This is a genomic window from Blastococcus sp. SYSU D00695 (assembly GCF_054050555.1).
The window spans coordinates 1-24,892 of record NZ_JBJGZP010000018.1 but is presented as its reverse complement, the minus strand read 5'-3'; the positions used below and the strand labels follow the sequence as shown (position 1 = coordinate 24,892).

Here is a 24,892-nt window from a genome sequence, read left to right as displayed (position 1 = left end):
GCGCCTGGGCGGCGCGGGGCTCGGGCTGCCGTCACCCGGCGGCGGCGACGCACGCCGGGCAGCGGCCCCAGTAGACGACCTCGGCCTCGTCGATCTCGAAGCCCGCGTCGTCGACGGCCCGCAGGCAGGGTGCCTCGCCGACGGCGCAGTCGACGTCGACGATCGTGCCGCACGAGCGGCAGACGACGTGGTGGTGGTTGTCCCCGACGCGGGCCTCGTAGCGCGCGACGGAGCCGGACGGCTGCAGCCGGCGGACGAGCCCGGCGGAGGTGAGCGCGCGCAGCACGTCGTAGACGGCCTGGTGCGACACCTCCGGCAGCCGCTCGCGGGTGGCACCGATGATCGAGTCGGTGTCGGCGTGCGGGTGGTCGTGCACCGCGGACAGCACGGCCAGCCGCGGGCGGGTCACCCGCAGGTCGGCCGCGCGCAGCGCGCGCTCGAGATCCCGTGCGGTCGGCGACACGGCGACCAGTCTGCCCGCCCCGTAGTCTGGAGTCAATCAAGAACCGGCGACCGTGGGGTGACGCTCCGGCGAACGGGGCGCGAGACCGGCCCACCTCGCCGGCGACCTCGGCGGGCTGCCGGTCCGATCGCGCCCGCGAGGTGCCGGAGGCGCCCGCAGGGTGCGGGGGAGTGGACCGGTGGTGCGTCCGCGACCGGTCAGGCCGGCGGGTAGCGCAGCGCGGCCGACAGCGCGTGCCGCGAGCGGTCGCTGAGCCCGGCGAAGAGGGCCGGCGCCTCGGCGACGGGGACGACGTCGGTGAGCAGGTGCGCGCGGACGAGGTGCCCGGCCTCCGCCAGCAGCGCGAGCGTCTCCCGGGACAGCCGCGCGCGGTCCCAGGAGGCGGCCAGCCCGCGCGGTACCCGGCCGATCTGGGCGCAGCGGACGGCCAGGCCGTTGTGGTGGAACTCCTCGCCCAGCGCGAGGTCCGGCGCGCCGCCGGTGTAGAAGGCCAGGTCCACGACCGTGGCCTGCGGGCGGGCGCAGCGCAGGGCGGTCGCCAGGGCCGCCGGGCGCCCGCGGCACTGGAACACCACGTCCGCGCCGTGGTCGCCCGGGCCGTGCCGCCAGCGCGTCTTGAGCTCCGCCGCGACGTCGGGGGTGTCGTCGACGGCGGTCAGCCCCAGCCCGGCCGCCGCGGTCCGCCGCTGCGGCGTGGGGTCGACGACGACGACCTCCGCGGCGCCGTGCACGCGGGCCAGCAGCCCGACCAGCAGCCCGATGGCGCCGCCGCCGACGACGGCCACCAGCCGGCCCGCCACCCCGTCGCGCAACTCGCGCCCGCCGGCGTCGGCCGCGGCGTGCAGCACCCCGTTGACGCAGATCGGGCCGAGGTGGGCCACGTAGACGCCGAGCAGCGGGTCGAGCCCGGCCGGCAGCGGGACGACGTGCTGGTGCACCGGGTCGCCGTGGACGACGCTCGCGTGCCCGTAGGCCATCGCCACCACGGCGCCCTCGGTGACCGCGGCCGTGCGGGTGGCGGTCACCCGGGCGACCTCCATGTAGCCCAGCTGTCGCACCGGGAACGACCGGCGCTCACCGCCGGGGCCGAACAGGCCGAGCTCGGCGTCCCACCCGGTCGCCAGGTACGGGCTGGTGCCGCGGTACCAGGTGAGCTCGGTGCCGGCCGAGACCCCGCTGTAGAGCGTCTCCGCGCGGAAGCGGCCCTCGGCCAGCGGCGGCTCGGCGGTCTCCTCCACCTCCAGCACGCCCGGCCGCGGGACGACGAGCGTCGCCACGGTGCTCACCGGGGCACCCGCACGGTCGTCCCGGTGCGGGTGGCCTCGGCGAGCGACCAGGCCAGCCGGTGCGTGGCCAGCGCCTCGGCGACGTCGACCAGCCCCGGCGGGGCGGGCGCCCCGGACAGGACGTCGACGAAGGCCCGGTCGACGGCGGTGCGCGGGTCCCCCGACGGCGTCGCGTCCTCGTCGCCGGAGCGGGTGCGCACCCGCAGCGCGGTCTCGGTGAGGTGCACCGACGTCCCGTCGGCGACCACCTCCAGGCCGGCCGCCGTCGGCGCCGGGAGCACGCAGGAGGTGCTGACCGTCCCCACGGCGCCGGACTCCAGCCGCAGGACGGCGGCCGTCGCGTCCGGCACGTCTCGGCCCTCCCGGCTCGAGGCCGCGGCGGCGCCGGTCACCTCGGCGACCTCCCCGGCGAGCACCCGGACCAGGTCCAGCACGTGGGTGGCCTGCTCGACGACCTGGCCGCCGGAGCGGTCCGCGCGGCTCCACCAGGCCGGCGGGGGCGTCGTGCCCCACCAGCGCGCGTCGACCAGGCGCACCGGCGCGCCGGTGAGCGCGTCCCGGGCGCGGGCGACGGTGTCCAGGTGCCGCCAGTGGTAGCCGGTCGCCGTCGGCAGGCCCGCCGCCGCCACCGCCGCCGCCACCCGCTCGGCGACGGCGAGGTCGGCCGCGAGCGGCTTCTCGACGAACAGCGGCAGGCCGGCGCGCAGCACCGCCTCCTCCAGGTCGCCGTGCGCGAACGGCGGCACGCAGAGCCAGACCGCGTCGAGGTCGCGGCCCAGCAGCCCGGCCAGGTCACCGGCGGCGGGGGCGCCGACGTCGCCGGCCAGCGCGGCCGCCGACGCCGGGTCGGCGTCCCAGACGCCGGCCAGCTCGACGTCGGGGAACCCGGCCAGCACGCGGGCGTGGCGGGCGCCCACGCCGCCGGCGCCGACGAGCCCCACGCGGATGACCACACCGGGATCGTGCCGCCCCGAGCGAGGTCCCGCGCGGCCAGGCAGTGACGGACGCCACAGTTCCGGGTATCCAGGTGCGACGGGGCCGAGGACAGCACCCGACCGAGAGGGCCGAGATGCGCACCGAAGTCGCCCACTGGTTGCACCGCCGCACCTACCGCGCGCAGGACTTCGACGCGCGCCGGCTCCTGGAGCGCAAGCGCGAACAGGGCCTCACGGTCAGCGTGGTGCTCCCGGCGCTGGACGAGGAGCGCACGGTCGGCGCGATCGTCGCCGCCCTGCGCCGCGACCTGGTCGACGCCGTCCCGCTGGTCGACGAGGTGGTCGTGGTGGACAGCGGGTCCACCGACCGCACCGCGCGCGTCGCGGCGGCCGCCGGCGCCCGGGTCGTGCACGTCGACGACGTCCTGCCCGAGCGCGGGCACGTGCCGGGCAAGGGCGAGGCGCTGTGGAAGTCGCTCTACGTCACGTCCGGGGACCTGCTGGTCTTCGTCGACTCCGACCTCGTCGCCTTCGACACGGGGTTCGTCGTCGGCCTGCTCGGGCCGCTGCTCACCGATCCCTCCATCGGCTACGTGAAGGCGCTCTACGACCGCCCGCTGGCCACCAGCGAGGGCCTCGTGCCCACCGGCGGCGGGCGGGTGACCGAGCTCATCGCCCGCCCGCTGCTCGGCGCGCTGTGGCCCCACCTGTCGGGGTTCGTCCAGCCGCTGTCCGGCGAGTACGCCGGGCGGCGGGAACTGCTGGACCGGGTGCCGTTCGTCTCCCACTACGGCGTCGAGCTCGGCCTGCTCATCGACCTCGCCGAGCTGGCCGGCGTCGACGCCCTGGCCCAGGTCGACCTCGGCACCCGCCGGCACGGCCACCAGAGCGACGCGGCGCTGGGCCGGATGGCCGGGCAGGTGCTGCAGACCGCGCTGGCCCGCTGCCCCGGCGTCGCGGTCCCCGAGGACACGCTGGTGCAGTACGTCCGGACCGGCACGACGGTCGAGGCGGTCACCTGGGAGGTCGGCGTCCGGGAGCGGCCGCCCATGCGCACCGTGCCCGGCTACCGCGGTGCCCGGCTCCCCGGGGCGGCGCGGTGAGGGTCCTGATGGACGCCGGCCCGTGGCTGCCGGTGCCGCCGCGGGGCTACGGCGGCCTGGAGAACGTCGTCGCCACCCTCACCACCGAGCTGCGCCGCCGCGGGCACACCGTCGTGCTCGCCACGGTCGGCGACAGCACCCAGCCGGCCGACGGCCGGGTCGCGGCCTTCCCCTCCGGCCGGTTCGCGCGGCTGGCCGCGCCCTACCCGGAGGTCACCGGGATCGCGCACGCGCACGCCTCCGCGGTGGTCGAGGAGCTCCGCCGCCGGGAGGCGGCCGGTGATCCGGTGGACCTGGTGCACACCCACCTGGAGGTCGTCGGCCCGGCGGTGCTGGCCGCGCTCGGGCCCGCGGCCCCGCCGGTGCTGCACACGCTGCACTGGGACCTGGCCCGCAACGCGGAGTTCTACGAGAGCTTCGACGGTCGCGGCAGGGTCTTCTTCGCCGGCGTCTCGGACTCGCAGGTGGCCCGCGGGCCCGAGCGGTTGCGGGCCCAGACGCTCGGTGCCGTGCCGCTGGCGGTGCCCGTCCCCGACCGGGCGCCGGTGCCGCGGGGCGAGCGCTCCGACGAGGTCCTCGTGCTGTCCCGGCTGTGCGAGCTGAAGGGCACCGACGTCGCCGTGCGCGCGTGCCGGGCGGCGGGGGTGCCGCTGGTGCTGGCCGGCCCGGTCGGCGGCCAGCCCGACCGGGCCTCCCTCGAGGCCGCCCTCGCCGACCCGGCCAGCCCGGTGGCCGGCTACCCCGACGTCCGGTGGTTCCTCGAGCACGTCGCACCCGCCCTCGACGGCGACCGGGTGCGCTGGATCGGCAGCGTGGCGGGGGAGGAGAAGGAGGAGCTGCTGCGCCGCTCGCGCGCGGTGCTGTTCCCGATCCGGTGGCCCGAGCCCGGGGGGACGGCGGTGTGCGAGGCCCTCGCCGCCGGCACGCCCGTCGTCGCCGCCCCGCTCGGGTGCCTGCCGTCCCTGGTCGACGACGGGCGGACCGGCTTCCTCGCCGCCGACGAGGCGGACTTCGCCGCGGCCCTGCGGCGCCTGGACGAGATCGACCCGGAGACCTGCGCGGCCGAGGCCCGCCGCCGCTTCGCCCCGGCGGTGATGGCCGACGGGTACGAGCGCCTGTACGCCGAGGTGCTGCGGCGCGCCGCCGCGGTCCCCGCCCCCCGGGCCGGCGGCGACCCCGGGCGGCTGCCGGCCGCGGCCCGCTGAGCGTCCCGCCGCTGCGGGTGCCCGGCGCGCGCCGCCGTCCTACGGTCGCGGCCGTGAACACCGCACGCGAGTGGACGCTGGACGGGTCGGGAGGGCGGCTGGCCGCCCGCACGTGGGAGGGGGACGGCGCGCCGCGGTACGTCGCGCTGCTCGCCCACGGGTACGGCGAGCACGCCGGCCGCTACGGGCACGTGGCCGCGGCACTGGTCGCGCACGGGGCCGTGGTGTACGCCGTCGACCACAGGGGGCACGGTCGCAGCGACGGGGAGCGGGCCGTGTTCCCCGACGTGGAGCAGGTGGTGGACGACCTGCACGCCCTCGACGAGCGGGCCCGCGCCGAGCACCCCGGGCTGCCCGTCGTCCTGGTCGGGCACTCCATGGGCGGGCTGGTGTCGGCGCGCTACGCGCAGCGGTACGGGGCCACGCTGGCCGCGCTGGTGCTGTCCGGGCCGGTCGTCGGCGACTTCGCCACGGTCGGGGTGCTGCTCGACCTGCCGGAGATCCCCGACGTCCCGCTGGACAGCACCACGCTGTCCCGCGACCCGGCGGTGGGGGAGGCCTACGAGGCCGACCCGCTGGTCTGGCACGGGCCGTTCCAGCGGCCGATGCTCGAGGCCTGGCAGCGGGCGCTCGCCGCGGTCGACGCCGGCCCCGACCTCGGGGACCTCCCGCTGCTGTGGGTGCACGGCGCGGACGACCGGCTCGTGCCGGTCGAGGGCAGCCGGCGCGGCATCGCCCACCTGGGCGGCGGGCGGCACGCGGAGCGGATCTACCCCGGCGCGCGGCACGAGGTCTTCAACGAGACCAACGCCGACGAGGTGCTGGCCGACGTCACGGCGTTCCTGGACGAGGCCCTGCCGCGCCGCTGACCCCGCCGCTGACCCGGCCGGTTGCCGCCCAGGGTGCCGCCGAGATCGGCGATCTCGGCGGCATCAAGGGCTGATGGTGCCGAGATCGCCGATCTCGGCGGGGCGGGACGGCGGGACGACGCCCGGTCGCCGCTCCCACCCCTGGATGCGGGAACGCGCCACCCCGGGAACGCGCCACCCCGGGGGGGTGACGCCGCCCGGGTCCGCTGACGGCGGAGGGTCAGTCGCCGTCGTCACCCCCGTGCGGGCCGTGCCAGCCCCGGTGGCGGCCGTGCCCGTCCCCGTGCGGGCCGTCGAGCAGGTCGGTGCGGTGGACACGGTCGGTGATGCGCTGCTCCAGGTCGGCCAGCACCTGGTCGGCGTCGGCCTGGGTGAGGCGGCCGTCGCTGACCGCCTGGTCGATCCGGTCGGTCGCAGCCCGCACCAACGCGTCGACCAGGGTCTGGACGTCGACGCCCTCCTCCTGGGCGACCGACGCCAGCGACGCCCCGTCGGCCTGCAGCGCCGTGCGGAGCTCCTCCTCGGTCATGCCGAGCGTCTCGGCAGCGGTGGACAGGCCCTCGCGCACGAACCCGGATCCGTGCCCGCCGTGGTCGCCGATGCCCGCGTCGCTCAGGGTCGCGGCGACCTCGTCGGCCTGTTCCTGCGTGATCGACCCGTCGTCCACCAGGCCGGCGAGGGCGTCGCGGATGCGGTCCTGCGACGACGCTCCCGGGGCGGGGGACTCGCCGTCCGCCAGCGCCGGCAGGGCGACGCCGAGACCGACCAGGGTGAGCGCCCCGGCGGTGCCGGCGATGATCAGCTTCTTGCGCACGGTCTCCTCCTGTCGGCTGGACCATCCGGCCGTCCCGGGTGAAGGGTCGGCGGCGGACCTGGCAGCTACCTGGCACCCACCCGTGGTGCGGCTGTGGACGTGGCGCCCTGATGCCGCCGAGATCGGCGATCTCGGCGGGGCAGCGCCACCCGATGTCCGTTCACAGGGAACGTCCAGCCGGCTCCCGGTGGAACCGCACCCGGCGCCGGGACCGTTGAGGGCTCAGGTGAGAGGAGCCGGCATGACGGACGGGACGACGCCCGGCGCGGTCGGGCTGCTGCCCCCGCGGGAGCAGGGGAGCGGGGGAGTGCTCGTCGTCGTGGCCGGCCTGCCCGGCAGCGGCAAGACCACCCTGCTGCGGCGCTGGCTCGCGGGCGCGGACCCGGGCGTGACGGGCCTCGACTCCGAGGACGTCGCGGCGCGGGTCCGGCGGGTCGCGGCGCGGGTGCCCTACCGGCTGGTGCGGCCGCTGGTGCACCTGGTCCACCGCTGGCGGGTGGTGTCCGCGGTGGCCGGGCCGGCACCCGTCGTCGTCCTGACCGACCCGTGGACCGGTCCGCGCTGGCGCAGCGTCGTCCTGGGCGCGGCCGCCGACGCCGGCCGCACGGTGCGCGTCGTGCTGCTCGACGTCCCGGCCGACCTGGCGCGGGCGGGGCAGACCAGCCGCGGGCGCCCGCTGCCCCACCGGGCGATGCAGCGGCACGCCGCGCGCTGGCCCGGACTCCTCGTCGCGGCCGGGGACGGCGCCCTGCGGGTCGACCGGGCCGGCGCCGACCACCTCGCGCTCGCCGACGTCCTGGCCCGCGACCCGGCAGGGGAGTGACGGGACCGCCGACGCCGACCGCCCCACCCAGCCACCTCCCCGGGGGCGTCCAGGCGACGCGCAGACGGGCGGCCGACCGTGGGGGCATGCGACGACCTCCCGCCCGCCGGCTCTCCCTGCGGGCCCGCCTGCTGTGCGCCTTCCTGGTGCCGCTGGCCGTCGTCCTCGCCGTCGTCGGGGTCGCGGCGACCACGGTCCTGCGCAGCGAGCTGGTCGGCGAGGTCGACGGCCGGCTCGCGGCCGCCGCCGACCGCTCCGCGCACGCCGAGCAGGGCCCGCGCGACGACGACGGCGGCCCCGACTTCCTGCTCACCCCCGGCCAGGGCGACGGCACCCTCGGCGCCCGGATCACCGGCGGGGTCGTCCAGGCGGCCGCGGTCATCGAGTCCGACGGCGAGGGCCGCCTGCTCACCAGGGCGCAGGACCAGGTGCTGGCCGGCGTCCCGGCCGACGGGCAGCCGCGGACCGTCGACCTCCCCGGCCTCGGCGGCTACCGGGTGGTCGCCACGAGCACCGGCGACGGCACGGTGGTCGTCACCGGCCTGCCGCTGGACCCGGTGCGCACCGCGCTGCTGCGCCTGGTCGCCGCCGAGGTCGTCGCCGGGCTGCTCGGGCTGCTCGCCGCCGGCGCCGCCGCCCACCTGGTCATCGGCCGCACCCTGCGGCCGCTGCACCGCGTCGCGGCGACCGCCGGCCGGGTCGCGGAGCTGCCGCTGGCCTCGGGGGAGGTCCGGCTGGCCGACCGCGTGCCCGCCGCCGACACCGACCCGCGCACCGAGGTCGGCCGCGTCGGCGGCGCGCTCAACCGGCTGCTGGACTCGGTCGAGGGCGCCATGGCCGCCCGGCAGACGTCGGAGACGCGGCTGCGGCAGTTCGTGGCCGACGCCAGCCACGAGCTGCGCACCCCGGTCACCTCCATCCGCGGGTACACCGAGCTGCTGCGGCGCACCGCCGACCTGCCCGAGGACGCCGACCGGTCGCTGCGCCGCGTCGAGGCCGAGGCGGTGCGGATGTCCGGCCTCGTCGACGACCTGCTGCTGCTGGCCCGCCTCGACGCCGGCCGCGAGATCGTGCCCGGCACCGTCGACCTCACCGCCACGGTCCTCGACGCGGTCAGCGACGCCCACGCCGCCGGGCCGGGGCACCGCTGGCGGGTCGACCTGCCGCCGGCCGCCGTCCTCGTGCCCGGCGACCCCGCCCGCCTCCACCAGGTGCTGGCCAACCTGCTGGCCAACGTCCGCACGCACACCCCACCGGGGACGACGGCCACGACCCGGCTGCGCGCCGAGGACGGCGCGGCGGTGCTGCAGGTGACCGACGACGGCCCCGGCATCCCCGAGGCCCTGCAGCCCGGCGTGTTCGAGCGGTTCGTCCGCGGCGACGCCTCCCGCAACCGCACCGGCGGCAGCACCGGCCTGGGGCTGGCCATCGTGCAGGCGGTCGTCACCGCGCACGGCGGTTCGGTCGACGTGGCGAGCCGGCCCGGGCGGACGGTCGTCACCGTCCGGCTCCCGCACGCGACGGTCGCCGAGCCCGACGCCGACGAGGAGGACGCCGCCCCCGCACCGGGTGACCCGGCCCTGCTGGTGCCCTAGCCCGGCAGGTTCCGCGCCAGCAGCTCCGCCAGGTGCAGGCCGCGGCGGCCGGCGAGGTCGTCGAGCTGGGTGCGGCAGGAGAACCCGTCGGCCAGCACCACGCCGTCCTCGGGCAGCGCCCGCACCGCGGGCAGCAGCTGGTGCCCGGCGATCGCGACGGAGACGTCGTGGTGCCCCTTCTCCACGCCCCAGTTGCCGGCCAGCCCGCAGCACCCGCCCAGCCGCTGCACCCGTGCCCCGGCGTCGCGCAGCAGCGTCTCGTCGGGAGCCCAGCCCATCGTGGCGTGGTGGTGGCAGTGCGGCTGCGCCACCACCGGCAGGCCGGTGAGGTCCGGCGCCCGCCAGCCGGGGGTGTCGCGCAGCAGCTCGGCGAGGGTCCGCGTGGCGGCGGCGACGGCCTCGGCGTCCGCGCCGGGGACGAGCTCCCTCGCCTCGCCGCGCAGCACCGCGGTGCACGAGGGCTCCAGCCCGACGACCGGCACCCCGGCGCGGGCCAGCGGGGCCAGCGCGGTGACGGTCGCGCCGATCGTGCGCCGGGCGGCGTCCAGCTGGCCGGTGGTGATCCAGGTCAGCCCGCAGCAGGTGTCCGCGCCGGGCACCTGCACCCGGTAGCCGGCGGCCCCCAGCACCGCCACCGCCGCGTGCGCGACCGACGGGGCGAAGTGGTCGGTGAACGAGTCCACCCACAGCGCGACCGGCGGGCCGTCGTGGGTCGCTGTGCCGTCCCCGCCCACCCGGGCGGCCCACTCGGCGCGGAACGTGCGCGGCGCGAACGCCGGCAGCGAGCGGCGCTGGTCGACCCCGGCGGCCCACCTCGCCAGCCGGCCGCCGAGCCGCGAGCCGATGACCGCGTTGGCCAGCCGCGGCGTGCGCGCGGCGAGGTCGGACCAGAACGGCAGCCGGCCCAGCACGTAGTGCGCGCGTGGCCGGAGGCGGTGGCGGTAGGTCTGGTGCAGCACCTCGGACTTGTAGGCGGCCATGTCGACCCCGGTCGGGCAGTCCCGCGCGCAGCCCTTGCACGACAGGCACAGGTCCAGCGCCTCGTGCACCTCCGGCGAGCGCCACCCGGTCACCGGCCCGCCGGGCGCCAGCATCTCCTGCAGCACCCGCGCGCGGCCGCGCGTGCTGTCCTTCTCCTCGCGGGTGGCGACGAACGACGGGCACATCACCCCGCCGGCCGCGCTCAGGTCGGCCCGGCACTTGCCGACGCCGGTGCAGCGGTGCACCGCGTTCGAGAAGTCGCCGCCGTCGTGCGGGTAGGCCAGCGCCAGCCCGGCACGCAGGCGCGGCGCGGCCGCCACCCGGACGTCGGCGTCCAGCGGCGCCGGCCGCACCAGCACCCCCGGGTTGAGGACGTCGTCGGGGTCGAACACGGCCTTGACCCGTTCGAACAGCGCCAGGACGCGGCCGGAGTACATCGTCGCCAGCAGCTCGCCGCGGGCGCGGCCGTCACCGTGCTCGCCGGAGACCGAGCCGCCGTGCCGGGCCACCAGCGCCGCCGCGTCGGTCACGAACGCCCGGTAGGCGCCGCGCCCGCGGTCGGGCTCGCGGCCGAACGGGAAGTCGATGCGCACGTGCACGCAGCCGTCGCCGAAGTGGCCGTACGGCACCCCCTGCAGGCCGTGCCCGTCCAGCAGCGCCTCGAACTCGCGCAGGTAGGTGCCCAGCGACTCCACCGGCACCGCGGCGTCCTCCCACCCGGCGTGCGCCGGGCGCCCGTCGGGGGTGCGGGCGGCGAGGCCGGCGCCGTCCTCCCGGATCCGCCAGATCGCCGCCGCCTGCGCCGTGTCGGTGACCACCATCGCGTCCTCGGCGCCGGCGTCGGCGACCACACCGCGGGCCGCGGCCGCCACCTCGGCGACGGAGTCCCCGGTCAGCTCCACGACCAGCCAGCCGCGGCCGCGCGGCAGGTCGGGCACCGTGGCCGCCGGCACGTCGCGCAGCCGCTGCACGATCCGCTCGTCCAGCCCCTCGACGGCGGTCGGGCCGTGGGGCAGCAGCGCCGGCGTCGCGTCCGCGGCGTCGGCCATCGACGGGTAGCCGAGCACGACCAGCCCCCGGACCGGCGCGTCGGCGACCAGCCGCACCGTCGCGCCCAGGACCAGCGCGAGCGTCCCCTCGCTGCCGACCAGCGCGCGGGCGACGTCGAAGCCGCGCTCGGGCAGCAGGTGCTCCAGCGAGTAGCCCGACACCTGCCGGCCGAAGCGGCCGAGCTCCGTGCGGATCGCCGCCAGGTCCCCGGCCACCAGGCCGCGCAGCCGGTCCAGCGCCGGGCTCGCCGGCGCGGCGCCGCCGCCGAGGAGCAGCCGCTCGCCGCCGCCGGTCACCACGTCGAGCCCGGTGACGTTGTCCGAGGTCCGGCCGTAGCCCAGCGCGCGGGACCCGCAGGCGTTGTTGCCGATCATCCCGCCGACGGTGCAGCGGTTGTGGGTGCTCGGGTCCGGGCCGAACCGCAGCCCGTGCGGCCGCGCCGCCGCCTGCAGGGCCGCCTGGACGACGCCGGGGTCGACGGTCGCCGTGCGCGCCTCCGGGTCGATCGCGCGCACCCGCGTCAGGTGCCGGCTCGTGTCGACGACGACACCCGGGCCGACCGCGTTCCCCGCGATCGACGTGCCCGCCCCGCGCGCGGTCAGCGGCACGCCCAGCTCCCGGCACACCTCCAGCACGGCGACCAGCTCGTCGGGGTGCCGCGGCCGGACCACCGCCCGCGGCAGCACCCGGTACAGCGACCCGTCGGAGGAGTACAGCGCCCGGGCCAGCCCCGACTCGTCGACGTCGGCCAGGCCCGCCCGGCGCAGCGCCGCGCCCAGCTCGGTGGCCTCGGCTGCGGCGGTGCGGCTCACCCCCGCGACCCTACGACGACCGGCCACCCCCGGGGCGTCCGCGTGTCGAAACCCGGCCGCCACCGGGCCGACACCCGGCGGCCCCGCCGCGCGTGCAGAGTGCGCGCATGGGAGCCGATCTGTACGTGGTGGGCACGCCCGCGGCCGTGCCGGGCCGGGCCGACACCGGGACCGCGGGGTCCGACCGCGTCCTCGGCCGCGCGCACGCGGTGTCCCGGCCGGTGGTCGACGGGCTGGCCGCCGCCGAGTGCGGCGAGCTGGTCACCGCGCTCGCCGACCTCGCCTGGCAGCGGGTCGGCGACGGCGCACGCTGCCCGGAGTGCCACCGCATCGCGGGCTGACGGCGCCCCCACCCTGCCGGGGGCCGCTCCGGCGGTCAGGCCGCGACGTCGGCGGGCAGGCAGCGCACGGCGAGGACGGCGACGTCGTCCTCGGCCCGGTCGGGCACCAGCCGGGTGAGCAGCCGGTCGCACAGGGCCCCGGGCGCGAGCCCGGCGAGGTCGGCGACGGCGCCGCAGATGCGCGCGAGCCCGGCGTCGATGCCGACCCGGCCGGCCTCCACCAGCCCGTCGGTGCACAGCAGCACCGTGTCGCCGGGACCGAGCGGCGTCCGGTGGTCGGTGCGCCCGGCCGACTCCTCGATGCCCAGCATCCGCTCCGGCGGGGTCTCCAGCAGGCGGGTGCCGCCGTCGGGGTGCAGCAGCAGCGGCGGCACGTGCCCGGCCGAGGACCAGCGCAGCACCCGGCCGCCGCGGGCGTCCGGCGGCTCGAGCCGGGCCACCAGCGCGGTGGCCAGCGTCCCGAGATGCAGGCCGGCCAGCAGCCGGTCCACCCGCTCGAGGGTGCCGGCGGGGCTGTCGGGGCGGTCGTAGGCCAGCGTGCGGACGGCGCTGCGCAGCTGCGCCATCGCCGACGCGGCCTCCACGTTGTGGCCCACCACGTCGCCGATGACGAGCAGGGTGGCGCCGTCGGCCTGCTCGAAGGCGTCGTACCAGTCGCCGCCGACCAGCGCGTGCGAGCTCGCCGGCCGGTACCGCACGGCGATGGACAGGCCGGCCGGCTGCGGCGGCGGGGTCAGCAGGCTGTGCTGCAGGGTCTCGGCGACCTGCAGCCGGCTCTCGTACAGCCGGGCGTTGTCCATCGCCAGCGCCGCCCGGCGGGCCACCGACACCGCGGCGGCGATCTCGGCCGCGTCGTGCGGGGGCCGGTCACCGGACGTGACGAGCGACAGCACGCCGAAGGCGGCGCCCCGGGCCTGCAGCGGCACGAACAGCGACGACGTCGGGTCCAGGCGCCGCAGGGCCGCCCGCACCTCGGGGTCCGGCTGGGCCTCCGGGCCCAGCTCGGCGCTGATCTCGCGCAGCTGCACCGGCTCCCCGGAGCGCAGCGCGGAGGTCAGCAGGGCCTGGTCGCGGGGGGCGGTCGCGCGACGGGTGAGGTACAGCTCGACGTCGCCGACGCGGGCCGGGTCGCGGTGCGCCACCCCCGACCGCGCGGGGGTGCCGTCCTCGCCGAGCACGGTCACGGTCGCCCAGTCGGCCAGCGCGGGGACCACCAGGCGGGCGAGCCGGCCGGCGGCCTCGGACACGTCCGGGTTGCCGGCCAGGGCGTCGAGGGCCCCGGCGGGCACCCGCGGCGCACCGCCGTCGCCCGCCACGTCGGGCGCCGCGCCGGCCTGCACCGTGAGGGTCAGCGGCGCCCCGGTGACCGGGTGGCGCGCGTGCCAGCTGACCGGTCCCCCCGGTCCTGCGGCGAGCGCGTCACCGAGCGGTCCGAGCACGGGGGCGAGCCACCCCGGCAGGGCCCCGTCGGCGGCCGGTGCGCTCACGCGGGTCCCCCTTCCGTCCGCTCGCCGCTGCGGCAGGGGACCGGCCGCCGAATCTACGCGAGCCGGCCACGGTCCCGGCCGCGGCGCCCGCGGCTACGGGACGACGGTGACCGGCCACTCGCCGACGCGGACCAGGCGCAGCGCGAGGCTGCCCGCCACGCGGTGCCCGGGGTGGGTCGAGGCGCCGACGACGACGGCGTCGGCGCGCCGCCGGCGGGCGACGTCGGTGAGCTCCCGGATCGGGGAGCCCACCCGCACCACGAACTCCGCCGGCGGGTCGCCCGGGCCGGTGAGCTCGGCGACCGTGCGCCCGAGCTCCGCCTGCACCGCGTCCTGCACCTGCCGCGCGGACACCAGCGCCTGCGGGTCCAGGCCGGCGCCGATCGCGGCCGCCGCCGGCATCGGCTCGCGCACGTAGACCAGCACCAGGCCGGCGTGCTGCCGGCGGGCCAGCCCCGCCGCGTAGGCGGCGGCGCGCAGCGAGGTGGGGGAGCCGTCGACGCCGGCCACGACGGTGCTGGCGTGCACCGGGCCGTCGGGGCGCTCGGGGTCCATCCCGCCGACGGTAGTGCCGCGGTCAGCCGGCCGGGCGGGCCGCCGTCCCGCCCAGCACCCGGCCGGCGACGAGGGTGACCAGCCCGGCGGCGACGACGGCGAGCAGCGCTGCCCGCAGCGAGAAGGCGTCGGCCAGCAGCCCCACCAGCGGCGGGCTGACCAGGAAGCCGATCCGCAGCAGCCAGTTGACCACCGTCAGGCCCGTGCCCGGCCGCAGCCCGGGCAGGGCGTCGGCGGCGGCGTAGACGGCCGGTACCAGCGTCGCGACGCCCAGGCCGGCCAGGGCCAGGCCCGCGAGCGCCGTCGGGAGCGTGGGGACGGCGAGCGCCAGCCCCGTGCCGGCGGCGACCAGGGCCCCGCCGGCGCGGGCGACCCGGCGCTGGCCGAACCGGTCGACCACCCGGTCGCCGGCGAGCCGCCCGACCGTCATCGCCGCCGACAGCGCGACGAAGCCCAGCCCCGCCGTCGCCACGCCGGCGCCCACCTCGGTGCGCAGGTACAGCGCGCTCCAGGACGAGCCGGCGTCCTCGACGAACGCGCCGCAGCAGGCGAGGAGCCCGAGCGCGGCCAGGGCGAGCACCGGCCCGCGCACGGTGCCGCGTCCCGGTCCGGGTGCCGCGTCGGCGGCGGGCTGCTCCCGGTCGTCCTCGTCGGGCCCGGGGAGCATCCCGCGCCCGGCGACCAGCGCGAGGCCGGCGAAGACCGCGGCCGCGCAGCCCAGGTGCACCCCCAGGGGGACGCCGAGGCCGGCGGCGGCCGCGCCGAGCAGCCCACCGGTGACCGCCCCGATGCTCCAGATGCCGTGGAAGGAGTTGAGGATCGACCGCCGGTACCGCCGCTGCACCCGCAGGCCGTGCGCGTTCTGCGCGACGTCGACCACGGCGTCCAGCGCGCCGGCCACCAGCAGGCCCGCCGCGAACAGCCCCCAGGAGGGCCCCACGCCCGCGGCCCACACGGCGAGGGCCAGCGCCGCCAGGCCCGCCGAGGCCACCCGCCCGGAACCGAACCGGCGGATCAGGGCCGCGGAGGACAGCGCGGCCAGCAGCGCCCCCAGCGGCAGCGCCGCCAGCGCCACCCCGAGCGAGGAGTTGCTCAGCTCCAGCCGGTCCTTGACCTCCGGCAGCCGCGGCACGAGCCCCGCGTAGAGGACGGCGTTCACGAAGAAGCAGGCGGCGACCGCGGCCCGGGCGCGCCGTGGCGGGGCGGTGGTGTCCTCGGTCGTCGTCACCTCCCTAGCATCGCTGCCGTGCGCCGGCCCTTCCTCCTGCTGGCCTCGCGTGCCGAGGACGCCGCCGCCGACGACGAGTACGCCGGGTTCCTCCGGGCGACCGGCCTGCGGGAGGCGCAGCTGCACCGGGTGCGCCTGGAGGCCGCACCGCTGCCCGCCCTGGACCTCGACGACTACGCCGGTGTGATCGTCGGCGGGAGCCCGTTCACCGCCAGCGACCCGGTGGGGGAGAAGTCGGCGGTGCAGCGGCGGGTCGAGGCCGACCTGTCGGGCCTGCTGGACCGGGTCGTGCCGGCGGACAAGCCGTTCCTGGGCGCCTGCTACGGGATCGGCACGCTGGGCGTGCACCAGGGCGGCGTCGTCGACCGCACGTACGGGGAACCGGTCTCCTGCGTGCCGGTCACCCTGACCGCGGCCGGCCGGGCCGACCCGCTGCTGGCCGGGATGCCGGCGGTGTTCGACGCGCTGGTCGGGCACAAGGAGGCCTGCCGGGTGCTGCCGCCGACCGCGGTGCTGCTGGCCGCCTCGCCGGGCTGCCCCGTGCAGATGTTCCGCGTCGGCCGCAACGTGTACGCCACCCAGTTCCACCCGGAGCTCGACGTCGCCGGCCTCGTGACCCGGGCGCGGGTCTACCAGCACGCGGGCTACTTCCCGCCGGCCGAGCTGGACGACCTCGTGGCGCGGATCTCCACGGCCGTGGTCACCGAACCCGGCCGCGTGCTGGCGGCCTTCGTCGACCGCTACCGGTGACCGGCCCCGCGGGTCAGCCGACCGGGGTCCCGCACACGGGGAGGCCGTCGTGCAGCGGGACGAACGCCTCGCCCTCGAGCCGCACGTAGAACGAGCACTGCTCGGCGTAGGCGGTCGTGCTCTGCGGGACCGGGCGCGGGTAGAGGCCGCCGCCGTCCCAGTCGTCGGTCCGCTGCAGGGTGTCGACCAGGGCCGCCCGGTCGGCGTCGCAGCCGGCCCGCTCCAGGCCGTGCAGGAGCAGGTCGGCGGCCAGCCAGCCCTGGCCCTCGTAGAAGCCGGGGACGCCCGACGGGTTGCCGGCCTCCCGCAGCGCGGACCGCAGCGCCTGCGTCGCCGGGGTCTCCGCCTCCACCGGGGTGGTGTCGGTGGAGAGGACGACGCCCCGCCCGGCCCCGGCGGCGGGCGGGACCGCCGGCAGGTCGGCGCCGTAGCCGGTGGGGGAGAGGAACGTGCCCTCCCACCCGGCGCGGTGGAGCGCGGACACCAGCGCCAGGGCGGTGTCGGGGGTGGTCGTCGTGTACACCGCGTCGGCCCGCGACTCGAGGATGCCCAGGACGACGGCGTCGAGGTCGGCGCTGCCGATCGGGACGCTGGCGTCCTCGTAGCCGCGTCGCAGGCCCGCGGCGGCGGCCGAGGCCATGCCGGTGTCCAGGCTGCGCTGCGAGCTGGGGCCGACGTGGGCCACGCCCGCCACGGTGGTCGCTCCCTCGGCCCGCAGGACCTCGCCGGTGCCGGTGTAGACGGTCTCGTAGTCGGGGACGTACGCCGAGGCGAACAGGTTGTCGTCGGTGGCCCGCCACTCCTGGGCGCCGTCCCAGGCGCCGCCGATCACCGGGACGTGGGCGGCCTGGCCGGTGAGGAACGTCGAGGCGCCGTAGAAGAACGCGCTCACGTCGATCAGGGCGAAGACGTCCTCCTGCTGCACGAGCACGTGCGCGGCGACCAGGGCGCCCTGCGCGGAGGAGGTGTCGTCGGCCGGGACGATCTCGAGGTCCAGGTCGGCGGCGCAGCCCGCGGCGGCCTGCTCGTAGGCGTCGAACCGCGCCTGCGTGCCCCGGACCGCGTCCTGCGCGGCGGCCGCACCGGCACCGCTGAGCGAGGTCAGGACGCCCACCCGGACGGTCCGGGTGGCGCCGGAGGCGTCCGCGCCGCCACCGGCCGCCGCGCCGCGGGGCGCCTCGCCGGGGCCGCCGCAGGCGGCCAGGACGAGCGCGGCCGCGCACGCCGCGCCGGCTGCCGCCCTCCGCCTGCCGTGCATCCCCGAGCTCCCCCCGTGACGAGGCCGTCGGCCAGAGCCTGCCAGGTCGGTCGCGGCGGTCGGCGGCCCGGCCCGGACTCTGGTACGCGTTGACCCGACCGCGCCGGGGAGCCGTCCCGAGGAGGAGTCCATGACCCCCACCGACCCGCAGGGCCCGGCCGGCGGCCAGCGGCGTGCACGGGCCATCGCCATGACCGCGGGCGAGCTGCACGGGTTCCTCACCGCCGAACGCACCTGCCGGGTGGCCACGGTGGGCGCGGACGGGCGGCCGCACGTCGCCCCGCTGTGGTTCGTCTGGGACGGCGCCGCCCTCTGGCTGAACTCCCTCGTGCGCAGCCAGCGGTGGACCGACCTCGCCCGCGACCCCCGCGTCGCCGTCGTCGTCGACGCGGGGGAGGAGTACGGCGAGCTGCGCGGCGTGGAGGTCACCGGCACCGCCGAGGTGGTCGGCGACGTCCCGCGCGGGGACGCCGCCCACCCGGACCTGGCCCCGGTCGAGCGGGCGTTCGCCCGCAAGTACACCGGCAGCGACACCCACGTCCCCGACGGCCGGCACGCCTGGCTGCGGATCGTGCCCGCGAAGGTGGTCAGCTGGGACTTCCGGAAGATCCCCGCCCGCTGATCCCCCCGGGGGAGGGGGTCAGGGCGCGAAGACCGACGTCAGCGCGCCCGCGACCTCGCGGTGCCCCGCCACCAGCCGGCACCGGCCCCGCCCCGCGCGGGCCAGGTCGCGGCCCAGCTCGACGTCGTCCTCACCGGTGGTGTCCAGCAGCACGTCCAGCCGCGGCAGCCGCGCGGCCACCAGCCGCGGGTCGGGGCCGGCGTTGTGCACGCAGTCCGACAGCAGCAGCACGCGGCCGTCCCGCGCCGGCACGCCGGCCAGCTGGGCGGCCGCCGTCTCCAGCGCGAACGACACGTTCGTCAGGCCCTGGGCCGGCATCCGCACCAGCAGGTCCAGCACCCGCGCCGGGTCGGCCGGCTCGCCCATCCGGACCAGCACCGCGGCGTCGGACCAGAACGCCACCACCGACAGCCGGTCGCGCGCCAGCTCGCCGGTGAGGGCGCCGACGGTCGCGGCCGCGGTGCGGATCCGCTCGCCGCGCATCGAGCCGGACACGTCGACGACGAGCACGACGGCCCGCCGGCGGCGCACCCGCTCGCGCACGACCACGTCGTCGTCGTCGGGCAGCGGCTTGCCCACCAGCGTGTCCAGGGTGCGCTCGAGGTCCAGCTCGTCGGACCCGCCGCTCCACGGCAGGCTGGTCAGCTCGCCGACGCCGCGGCGCGGCCGGCGCTCCCGCGGCGGCCGGGCGACGGCCAGCCGGCGGGCGATCTCGCGCGCCCGCTGCCGGGCGGTGGCCTCGGCGCGGTCGGCCGCCTCGAGGTCGGCCAGCGCGATGACCGAGGCCTCGTCGTCGGTGACCCCGCGCGCGGTCCCGCCCGGGGGGACGGCGGCGCGGCGCTGCCGGCGGCGGTCACCGCCGACGAGGGACAGCCCACCGCCACCCGGGCTCGGGGCGAACAGCGACGGCTGCTCGGTCAGCTGCTTGGGCTTGCGCCGCAGCGGCCGTCGCAGCCCCGGGCGGTCCGGCCGCGGTGACCCCTTCCGCTCCAGCGGCGAGTCGAGGGCGACGGTCCTTCAACCCGGGTCGGCCGCCGCGGGGTTGATGAGGAAGTGGTCCTCCCAGATCTCGCGCAGCACCAGCTCCGGCGCCGTCTCGAGGGCCTCGTCGAGGAAGATCCGCCCGGACAGCGCCAGCAGCAGCGCGTCGAACACCACCGCCGTGTACTCCTCGGGCAGGCCGCGCGGCGGCTGCACGGAGGGCTCGTCGGGCAGCGGGACGGCCCGCATGGTGGCCAGCTGCGCGGCCACGAGGGCGAGGTCGATCGCGCCGCGCACGCTGCTGCCCTGGCGGACGTCGTCGCGCTCGCGGGTGGCGCGGGTGAGGGCCACGGCGTCGGCGATCAGCCGCGGCGACTCCACGCCGGTGCGCCGGCCGACGATGCCGCGCTCGGCCTCGGCGTCCTGGTAGTCGATGGCCAGCCGGCACAGCCGGTCGTACACCGACGTCGACAGCCGGGTGGTCCCGATGTTGTCGTAGGGGTTCATCGAGGCGACCACCCGGAACGAGGGCAGCGCCTCCACGGTGCCGACGCGGGGGACCGTGATCCGCCGCTCCGCCATGGCGGTCAGCAGCGTGTTGAGGGTGTCCTCCGGCGCGCGGTTGAACTCCTCGACGTAGAGGAAGCCGCCGGCCTGCATCGCCTCGACCAGCGGCCCGGGCACGAAGTTGTCGGCGGTGTAGTCCTCCCGCAGCACCCGCGCGGGGCTGTGGTGGCCGACCAGCCGGGTCGGCGTCAGGTCGGCGTTGCCCTCGACGAACAGCAGCGGGATGCCCCACTCGGTCGTGATCGACCGGAGCAGCGTCGACTTCGAGGTGCCGGGCGGGCCCTCCAGGAGCACGTCGCGGCCGGCGGAGACGCTGGCGAGCAGCAGGTCGACCTCGCGTTCGCGGCCGACCAGGTGGCGCGCCACGCGGCGGCGGATCTCGCGGACCGAGCCGCCGTCGGCCGAGCCGACCCGGGAGCCGGTGATCACCGTGTCCGAGCCGGGGCCCGTGGGGACCCGGTCGCCCGGGAACGTCTCGTCGGGTCCGTCGACGGCTGCTGCCAAGGGTCCTCCTCGTCCGGTGCGCCCGGGACCCCGGCCGCCGTCCACCGGCGATGGTAGGACGCCGGTCCGCGGCGACCCCGCCGACCCCGGCGGGCGGCCGTCCTCGCGCCGCGCCGACTCCCCGCGACCGCGCGATGATCGCGGGACGCGTCCGGGGACAGCGGGCGCCCGGCCCGGCGGCGCCGCCGGGTGCCTGCCGGACCACAGGAGGTACCGCATGACCGCCACCAGGCTCGCCGGGAGGGTCGCGCTGGTCACGGGTGCCGCGCGCGGGCAGGGGCGGGCGCACGCCGTCCGGCTCGCCGCCGAGGGCGCCGACGTGATCGCCCTGGACAACTGCGCGACCGCCGCGACGACCGACTACCCCGGCCCCACCGAGGAGGACCTGGCCGAGACCGTCCGCCTGGTCGAGGAGCAGGACCGCCGGATCCTGGCCCGCAAGGTCGACATCCGCGACCTCCCGGCCCTGCAGGCGCTGGTGGCCGACGGGGTCGCGCAGTTCGGGCGGCTGGACGTCGTCGTGGCCAACGCGGGCATCTGCCCGGCCAACTGGTCGTGGGAGATCCCCGTCGAGCAGTGGCAGGAGACGATCGACGTCAACCTGACCGGCACCTTCTACACGATGAAGGCCACGGTGCCGACGCTCATCGAGCAGGGCACCGGCGGCTCGATCGTCGTCATCAGCTCGGTCGCCGGCCTGCGCGGCCTGCCGTTCCTGGCGCACTACGCGGCCAGCAAGCACGGCGTCGTCGGCCTGGCCCGGTCGATGGCCAACGAGCTGGGGCAGTACGGCATCCGCGTCAACACCGTGCACCCGCACGGCGTCGCGACCGGCATGCAGCCGGCGCGGATGGGGGAGCTGATCGGGGAGAACGCGGCCACCCTCGGGCCGGTCTTCATGGGGGCCCTGCCCGACGTCATCTCGCAGCCGGAGGACATCGCCGCCGCCGTCGCCTTCCTGGCCTCCGACGACGCCCGGCACGTCACCGGCGTCGCGCTGCCGGTGGACCTGGGGACGCTCGCCCGCTGACCGGCCCGGCACCCGGCCGCCCGCGGGACCCGTCCGGGGGATGGCGCGGGCCCGGCGCTGGACGCGGCGGCGCGCGGTCCCTAGGGTGGCACTCAGTGCCATCCGGCGAGGGTGCCGGGACCGATCGACGAGGGGTGAGCTGTGGGCAAGTGGTTCGAGACCGTGGCGGAGGCGCAGCGCCGGGCGAAGCGCCGGCTGCCCAAGGGCGTCTACGGCGCGCTGATCGCCGGGTCGGAGAAGGGCCTGACCAGCGCCGACAACACGGCGGCGTTCGAGGAGATCGGCTTCGCGCCGCACAGCGCCGGCCTGGCCAACGCCAAGCAGATCGCCACCACGGTCATGGGCCAGGAGCTCGCGCTCCCGGTGATGATCAGCCCGACCGGGGTCCAGGCCGTCAACCCCGACGGTGAGGTCGCCGTCGCCCGCGCCGCCGCCGCCCGCGGCACGGCCATGGGCCTGTCCTCGATGGCCAGCAAGCCGATGGAGGAGGTCATCGCGGCGAACCCGAAGACCTTCTTCCAGCTGTACTGGGTCGGCGACCGCGACACGATGGCCGCCAAGGTGGAGCGGGCGAAGAACGCGGGCGCCGCCGGCCTCATCGCCACCCTCGACTGGTCGTTCTCGCACGGCCGTGACTGGGGCAGCCCCTTCATCCCGTCGAAGGTCAACTTCGAGGCGATGTACCGCTACGCGCCGCAGGTCGCCCTCAAGCCGGGCTGGCTGTGGAGCTTCGTCAAGACCGGCGCCATCCCGGACCTCACCGTCCCGAACATGGTCGCCACCCCCGGTGCCCCGGCGCCGACCTTCTTCGAGGCCTACGGCCAGTGGATGGGCTCGCCGATGCCCACGTGGGAGGACGTCGCCTGGCTGCGCAGCCTGTGGCCCGAGGCGCCGTTCATGCTCAAGGGCGTCATGCGGGTCGACGACGCCAAGCGCGCCATCGACGCCGGTGCCACCGCCATCTCGGTGTCCAACCACGGCGGCAACAACCTGGACGGGACGCCGGCCTCGATCCGGGCCCTGCCCGCGGTCGCCGAGGCCGTCGGTGACCAGATCGAGGTGCTGCTCGACGGCGGCATCCGCCGCGGCTCCGACGTCGCCAAGGCCCTGGCCCTCGGTGCCCGCGCCGTCATGATCGGCCGCGCCTACCTGTGGGGCCTCGCGGCCAACGGCCAGGCCGGTGTCGAGAACGTGCTGGACCTGCTGCGCGACGGCCTCGGCTCGGCCCTCGTCGGCCTCGGCCACCCGTCGATCGCCGACCTGTCCCGCGACGACCTGGTCATCCCGGCCGGGTTCGAGCGGCACCTCGGTGCCGACGACGCCGCCCCGGCGCCGGGCGCCCCGGCCGGCCGGTCCCGGCAGCGGGAGAAGCCCGCGCCGCGCTGAGCGACGCGCCTGACCACGGCGGCGGCACCCGCGACCCGGGTGCCGCCGCCGTCGTCGTTCCCGGGGCCGGTCAGCGCTCGGCGTCGCGGGGCAGGCGCATCAGGCCCTCCTGGACGACCGTGGCGACCAGCCGGCCGCGCAGGTCGCTGATCCGCCCCTGGTTGTACGAGCGCCCGTTGCCCGCCGACGGCGACACCTGGTCCACCAGCAGCCACTCGTCGGCGCGGAAGGGCCGCTGGAACCACAGCGCGTGGTCGAGGGTGGCGAACTGCAGCCCGCGCATCCCGCGGTGGGCCTGGGTCGAGGTCCCGATGAGGAACATGTCGCTCAGGTAGGTCAGCGCGCCGACGTGGACGGCCGGGTCGTCCGGCAGTCGCTCGCGGTGGCGTACCCAGAACAGCTGGCGCGGGCGCTGCTCGACCCGCTCGTGCGGCGGCTCGGGCACGCGGATCGCGTCCCAGTTCGGCCACTCGGCGGCGAAGGCGCCGTCCAGCGGGTCGACCTGCGGCAACTCCTCCGGTCGCGGCACGCGGGGCACGGCCTCCTGGTGCTCGGGCCCCTCGTCGCCGGAGTGGAACGACGCCGACATCGAGAAGATCGTCTTGCCGTCCTGCAGGGCGTTGACCTGCCGGGCGCTGAACCCGCGCCCGGTCCGCAACCGGTCGACCAGCAGCAGGATCGGCTCCTGCGGCCGGCCCGGGCGCAGGAAGTAGCCGTGCAGCGAGTGCACCGGCTGCTCGGGCCCGACCGTCTGGACGGCGGCCATCATCGCCTGGCCGGCGACCTGCCCGCCGAACGTCCGGGCCATCCGGGTGGGCACCGGGTGCCCTCGGAAGACGTCGGCGTCGATCCGCTCCACGGCGAGCACGTCCAGGATGTCGGGCACCCGTCACACCTACCAGGCGGGTCCCTCGGGCGTCCCCGTCGGGGTGCCCGGCCCGCGCTCGGGACCCGCGGAGGAGGGGTCGGCGACCTACAGTGGCCGCACACGTCTCGAAGGGGAGAGCAGCATGCGTGACGCAGTCATCGTCGAGGCCGTCCGGACCCCGGTGGGCAAGCGCCGGGGTGGGCTCTCCGGCGTCCACCCCGTGGACCTGTCCGCGCACGTCCTGCGCTCCCTGGTCGACCGGGCCGGCGTCGACCCGGCCGTCGTCGAGGACGTGGTGTGGGGCTGCGTGAGCCAGGTCGGCGAGCAGACCTTCGACATCGCCCGCACCGCCGCGCTGGCCGCGGGCTGGCCGGAGACGGTCACCGGCGTGACCGTCGACCGCCAGTGCGGCTCCTCGCAGCAGGCCGTCCACTTCGCCGCGGCCGGGCTGGTCGCCGGGCACTACGACGTCGTCGTCGCCGGGGGCGTCGAGTCGATGAGCCGGGTCCCCATGGGGACCGCCCGGATGGACATGGACCCCTTCGGCGAGGCGTTCATGGCCCGCTACGGGACCGCGCCGAACCAGGGCATCGGCGCGGAGATGATCGCCGAGAGGTGGGGCCTGAGCCGGGCGCAGTGCGACGAGCTCTCCGTCGCCTCGCACGAGAAGGCGGCGGCCGCCCGCGCCGAGGGCCGCTTCGCCGCGCAGATCGCGCCGGTGACCCTGCCCGACGGCACGGTGGTCGCCGAGGACGAGGGCATCCGGCCCGGGACGACGACCGAGGTGCTCGCCGGCCTCAAGACGGTGTTCCGGCCCGAGGGCGGCGTCATCACCGCGGGCAACTCGTCGCAGATCTCCGACGGGTCCGCGGCGCTGCTCATGACGACCGAGGAGAAGGCGCGCGAGCTCGGGCTCACCCCGATCGCGCGCGTGCACACCGCCGTCCTGGCCGGCGCCGACCCGGTGATGATGCTGACCGCCCCCATCCCGGCGACGCAGAAGGCGCTGGCGCGGTCGGGCCTGTCGCTGGACGAGATCGGCGCGTTCGAGGTCAACGAGGCGTTCGCGCCGGTGCCGCTGGCCTGGCTGGCCGAGACCGGTGCCGACGCCAAGGCGCTCAACCCCAACGGCGGGGCGATCGCGCTCGGGCACCCGCTCGGCGGGTCGGGGGCGCGCATCGCCACCACGCTGCTGCACCACATGCGCGACAACGGCATCCGCTACGGGCTGCAGACGATGTGCGAGGGCGGCGGCCAGGCCAACGCCACGGTCTTCGAGCTCCTCTGACGGCACGTCGGGGGGGGGGGGGGGGGGGGGGGCGGGGGGGGGGGGGGGGGGGCGGGGGGGGGGGGGGGGGGGGGGGGGGGGGGGGGGGGGG

23 protein-coding genes are annotated in these 24,892 nt (G+C 77.7%); 11 read left to right on the top strand and 12 right to left on the bottom strand.

The features are described 5' to 3' along the window. Window positions 1-31: 31 nt before the first annotated feature. The 3 genes from ACI781_RS13035 to ACI781_RS13025 all read right to left on the bottom strand — a co-directional run bounded on the left by ACI781_RS13035 (window position 32) and on the right by ACI781_RS13025 (window position 2,702). On the bottom strand, window positions 32-463 hold the full coding sequence (locus ACI781_RS13035; protein WP_456566533.1) for a Fur family transcriptional regulator: 432 nt from the start codon (window positions 461-463) through the stop codon (window positions 32-34). A gap of 197 nt (window positions 464-660) precedes the next feature. Further along, the gene (locus tag ACI781_RS13030; RefSeq protein WP_456566532.1) at window positions 661-1,749 is read right to left on the bottom strand and encodes a zinc-dependent alcohol dehydrogenase; all 1,089 of its coding nucleotides are present in this window, start codon (window positions 1,747-1,749) and stop codon (window positions 661-663) included. After that, a complete protein-coding gene (locus ACI781_RS13025) occupies window positions 1,746-2,702 on the bottom strand; it encodes a Gfo/Idh/MocA family protein (RefSeq protein WP_456566531.1) in 957 nt (318 codons plus the stop codon). The genes ACI781_RS13030 and ACI781_RS13025 overlap by 4 nt, the downstream gene beginning before the upstream one ends. A gap of 116 nt (window positions 2,703-2,818) precedes the next feature. Between ACI781_RS13025 and ACI781_RS13020 the strand changes: the two genes are divergently transcribed. From ACI781_RS13020 to ACI781_RS13010, 3 genes are read left to right on the top strand one after another with little or no spacing between them, the layout of a single operon-like run. Beyond that, entirely contained in the window at window positions 2,819-3,787 is a 969-nt protein-coding gene (locus tag ACI781_RS13020) for a glucosyl-3-phosphoglycerate synthase (protein ID WP_456566530.1), read from the top strand. A gap of 8 nt (window positions 3,788-3,795) precedes the next feature. Next, window positions 3,796-4,992, top strand: coding sequence for a glycosyltransferase (locus ACI781_RS13015; protein WP_456566529.1), 1,197 nt, complete (start codon window positions 3,796-3,798; stop codon window positions 4,990-4,992). Window positions 4,993-5,045: 53 nt separating this feature from the next. Next, window positions 5,046-5,861, top strand: coding sequence for an alpha/beta hydrolase (locus tag ACI781_RS13010; protein WP_456566528.1), 816 nt, complete (start codon window positions 5,046-5,048; stop codon window positions 5,859-5,861). 220 nt (window positions 5,862-6,081) lie between these two features. Here the strand turns inward: ACI781_RS13010 and ACI781_RS13005 are convergent, their stop codons facing one another. Beyond that, on the bottom strand, window positions 6,082-6,675 hold the full coding sequence (locus ACI781_RS13005; protein WP_456566527.1) for a hypothetical protein: 594 nt from the start codon (window positions 6,673-6,675) through the stop codon (window positions 6,082-6,084). A gap of 241 nt (window positions 6,676-6,916) precedes the next feature. On the opposite strand from ACI781_RS13005, the gene ACI781_RS13000 reads away from it, so the two are divergent. Both ACI781_RS13000 and ACI781_RS12995 read left to right on the top strand, forming a co-directional pair. Next, window positions 6,917-7,498, top strand: coding sequence for an AAA family ATPase (locus ACI781_RS13000; protein ID WP_456566526.1), 582 nt, complete (start codon window positions 6,917-6,919; stop codon window positions 7,496-7,498). Window positions 7,499-7,584: 86 nt separating this feature from the next. Further along, window positions 7,585-9,093 (top strand): sensor histidine kinase, encoded by a 1,509-nt coding sequence (locus ACI781_RS12995; RefSeq protein WP_456566525.1) that lies wholly within the window; start codon window positions 7,585-7,587, stop codon window positions 9,091-9,093. Here the strand turns inward: ACI781_RS12995 and ACI781_RS12990 are convergent. Then, window positions 9,090-11,936, bottom strand: coding sequence for an FAD-binding and (Fe-S)-binding domain-containing protein (locus ACI781_RS12990; protein WP_456566524.1), 2,847 nt, complete (start codon window positions 11,934-11,936; stop codon window positions 9,090-9,092). The two genes, ACI781_RS12995 and ACI781_RS12990, sit on opposite strands and share 4 nt — an antisense overlap. Before the next feature lie 107 nt (window positions 11,937-12,043). Between ACI781_RS12990 and ACI781_RS12985 the strand changes: the two genes are divergently transcribed. Then, window positions 12,044-12,277, top strand: a complete 234-nt coding sequence (locus ACI781_RS12985; protein ID WP_456566523.1) for a hypothetical protein — start codon at window positions 12,044-12,046, stop codon at window positions 12,275-12,277. A 35-nt stretch (window positions 12,278-12,312) separates the two neighbouring features. Here the strand turns inward: ACI781_RS12985 and ACI781_RS12980 are convergent, their stop codons facing one another. From ACI781_RS12980 to ACI781_RS12970, 3 genes are all read right to left on the bottom strand, one after another. Further along, window positions 12,313-13,764 (bottom strand): PP2C family protein-serine/threonine phosphatase, encoded by a 1,452-nt coding sequence (locus ACI781_RS12980; protein WP_456566522.1) that lies wholly within the window; start codon window positions 13,762-13,764, stop codon window positions 12,313-12,315. A 93-nt stretch (window positions 13,765-13,857) separates the two neighbouring features. After that, the gene (locus ACI781_RS12975; protein WP_456566521.1) at window positions 13,858-14,319 is read right to left on the bottom strand and encodes a universal stress protein; all 462 of its coding nucleotides are present in this window, start codon (window positions 14,317-14,319) and stop codon (window positions 13,858-13,860) included. Window positions 14,320-14,341: 22 nt separating this feature from the next. Then, on the bottom strand, window positions 14,342-15,547 hold the full coding sequence (locus ACI781_RS12970) for an MFS transporter (protein ID WP_456566520.1): 1,206 nt from the start codon (window positions 15,545-15,547) through the stop codon (window positions 14,342-14,344). Between the two features lie 18 nt (window positions 15,548-15,565). Between ACI781_RS12970 and ACI781_RS12965 the strand changes: the two genes are divergently transcribed. Continuing rightward, on the top strand, window positions 15,566-16,297 hold the full coding sequence (locus tag ACI781_RS12965; protein WP_456566519.1) for a glutamine amidotransferase: 732 nt from the start codon (window positions 15,566-15,568) through the stop codon (window positions 16,295-16,297). Between the two features lie 13 nt (window positions 16,298-16,310). Here the strand turns inward: ACI781_RS12965 and ACI781_RS12960 are convergent, their stop codons facing one another. After that, window positions 16,311-17,555, bottom strand: a complete 1,245-nt coding sequence (locus ACI781_RS12960; RefSeq protein WP_456566518.1) for an ABC transporter substrate-binding protein — start codon at window positions 17,553-17,555, stop codon at window positions 16,311-16,313. 130 nt (window positions 17,556-17,685) lie between these two features. On the opposite strand from ACI781_RS12960, the gene ACI781_RS12955 reads away from it, so the two are divergent. Beyond that, window positions 17,686-18,177 (top strand): pyridoxamine 5'-phosphate oxidase family protein, encoded by a 492-nt coding sequence (locus ACI781_RS12955; RefSeq protein ID WP_456566517.1) that lies wholly within the window; start codon window positions 17,686-17,688, stop codon window positions 18,175-18,177. Between the two features lie 18 nt (window positions 18,178-18,195). Here ACI781_RS12955 and ACI781_RS12950 read toward each other — a convergent pair whose 3' ends face one another. Together ACI781_RS12950 and ACI781_RS12945 are read right to left on the bottom strand one after the other, a co-directional pair. Beyond that, window positions 18,196-18,786: a vWA domain-containing protein gene (locus ACI781_RS12950; RefSeq protein WP_456566591.1), complete on the bottom strand. Its 591-nt coding sequence runs from the start codon at window positions 18,784-18,786 to the stop codon at window positions 18,196-18,198. Window positions 18,787-19,194: 408 nt separating this feature from the next. Further along, entirely contained in the window at window positions 19,195-20,229 is a 1,035-nt protein-coding gene (locus ACI781_RS12945) for an AAA family ATPase (RefSeq protein ID WP_456566516.1), read from the bottom strand. Window positions 20,230-20,446: 217 nt separating this feature from the next. Here ACI781_RS12945 and ACI781_RS12940 point away from each other — a divergent pair, with 217 nt between their 5' ends. Together ACI781_RS12940 and mftD are read left to right on the top strand one after the other, a co-directional pair. Further along, window positions 20,447-21,259: a mycofactocin-coupled SDR family oxidoreductase gene (locus tag ACI781_RS12940; RefSeq protein WP_456566515.1), complete on the top strand. Its 813-nt coding sequence runs from the start codon at window positions 20,447-20,449 to the stop codon at window positions 21,257-21,259. A gap of 141 nt (window positions 21,260-21,400) precedes the next feature. Continuing rightward, window positions 21,401-22,645, top strand: a complete 1,245-nt coding sequence (gene mftD, locus ACI781_RS12935) for a pre-mycofactocin synthase MftD (RefSeq protein WP_456566514.1) — start codon at window positions 21,401-21,403, stop codon at window positions 22,643-22,645. A 70-nt stretch (window positions 22,646-22,715) separates the two neighbouring features. Here the strand turns inward: mftD and ACI781_RS12930 are convergent, their stop codons facing one another. Then, window positions 22,716-23,531, bottom strand: coding sequence for an acyl-CoA thioesterase (locus ACI781_RS12930; RefSeq protein WP_456566513.1), 816 nt, complete (start codon window positions 23,529-23,531; stop codon window positions 22,716-22,718). 124 nt (window positions 23,532-23,655) lie between these two features. On the opposite strand from ACI781_RS12930, the gene ACI781_RS12925 reads away from it, so the two are divergent. Further along, the gene (locus ACI781_RS12925; protein WP_456566512.1) at window positions 23,656-24,801 is read left to right on the top strand and encodes a thiolase family protein; all 1,146 of its coding nucleotides are present in this window, start codon (window positions 23,656-23,658) and stop codon (window positions 24,799-24,801) included. The last annotated feature ends 91 nt before the right edge of the window (window positions 24,802-24,892 follow it).

Bases quoted from the DNA above. Each gene is read 5' to 3' on its own strand.
- ACI781_RS12955 (WP_456566517.1), top strand. From the start codon at position 17,686: ATGACCCCCACCGACCCGCAGGGCCCGGCCGGCGGCCAGCGGCGTGCA.
- ACI781_RS12975 (WP_456566521.1), bottom strand. From the start codon at position 14,319: ATGGACCCCGAGCGCCCCGACGGCCCGGTGCACGCCAGCACCGTCGTG.
- ACI781_RS12985 (WP_456566523.1), top strand. From the start codon at position 12,044: ATGGGAGCCGATCTGTACGTGGTGGGCACGCCCGCGGCCGTGCCGGGC.
- ACI781_RS12940 (WP_456566515.1), top strand. From the start codon at position 20,447: ATGACCGCCACCAGGCTCGCCGGGAGGGTCGCGCTGGTCACGGGTGCC.
- ACI781_RS12925 (WP_456566512.1), top strand. From the start codon at position 23,656: ATGCGTGACGCAGTCATCGTCGAGGCCGTCCGGACCCCGGTGGGCAAG.
- ACI781_RS13000 (WP_456566526.1), top strand. From the start codon at position 6,917: ATGACGGACGGGACGACGCCCGGCGCGGTCGGGCTGCTGCCCCCGCGG.
- ACI781_RS12995 (WP_456566525.1), top strand. From the start codon at position 7,585: ATGCGACGACCTCCCGCCCGCCGGCTCTCCCTGCGGGCCCGCCTGCTG.
- ACI781_RS13020 (WP_456566530.1), top strand. From the start codon at position 2,819: ATGCGCACCGAAGTCGCCCACTGGTTGCACCGCCGCACCTACCGCGCG.
- ACI781_RS13015 (WP_456566529.1), top strand. From the start codon at position 3,796: ATGGACGCCGGCCCGTGGCTGCCGGTGCCGCCGCGGGGCTACGGCGGC.
- ACI781_RS12960 (WP_456566518.1), bottom strand. From the start codon at position 17,555: ATGCACGGCAGGCGGAGGGCGGCAGCCGGCGCGGCGTGCGCGGCCGCG.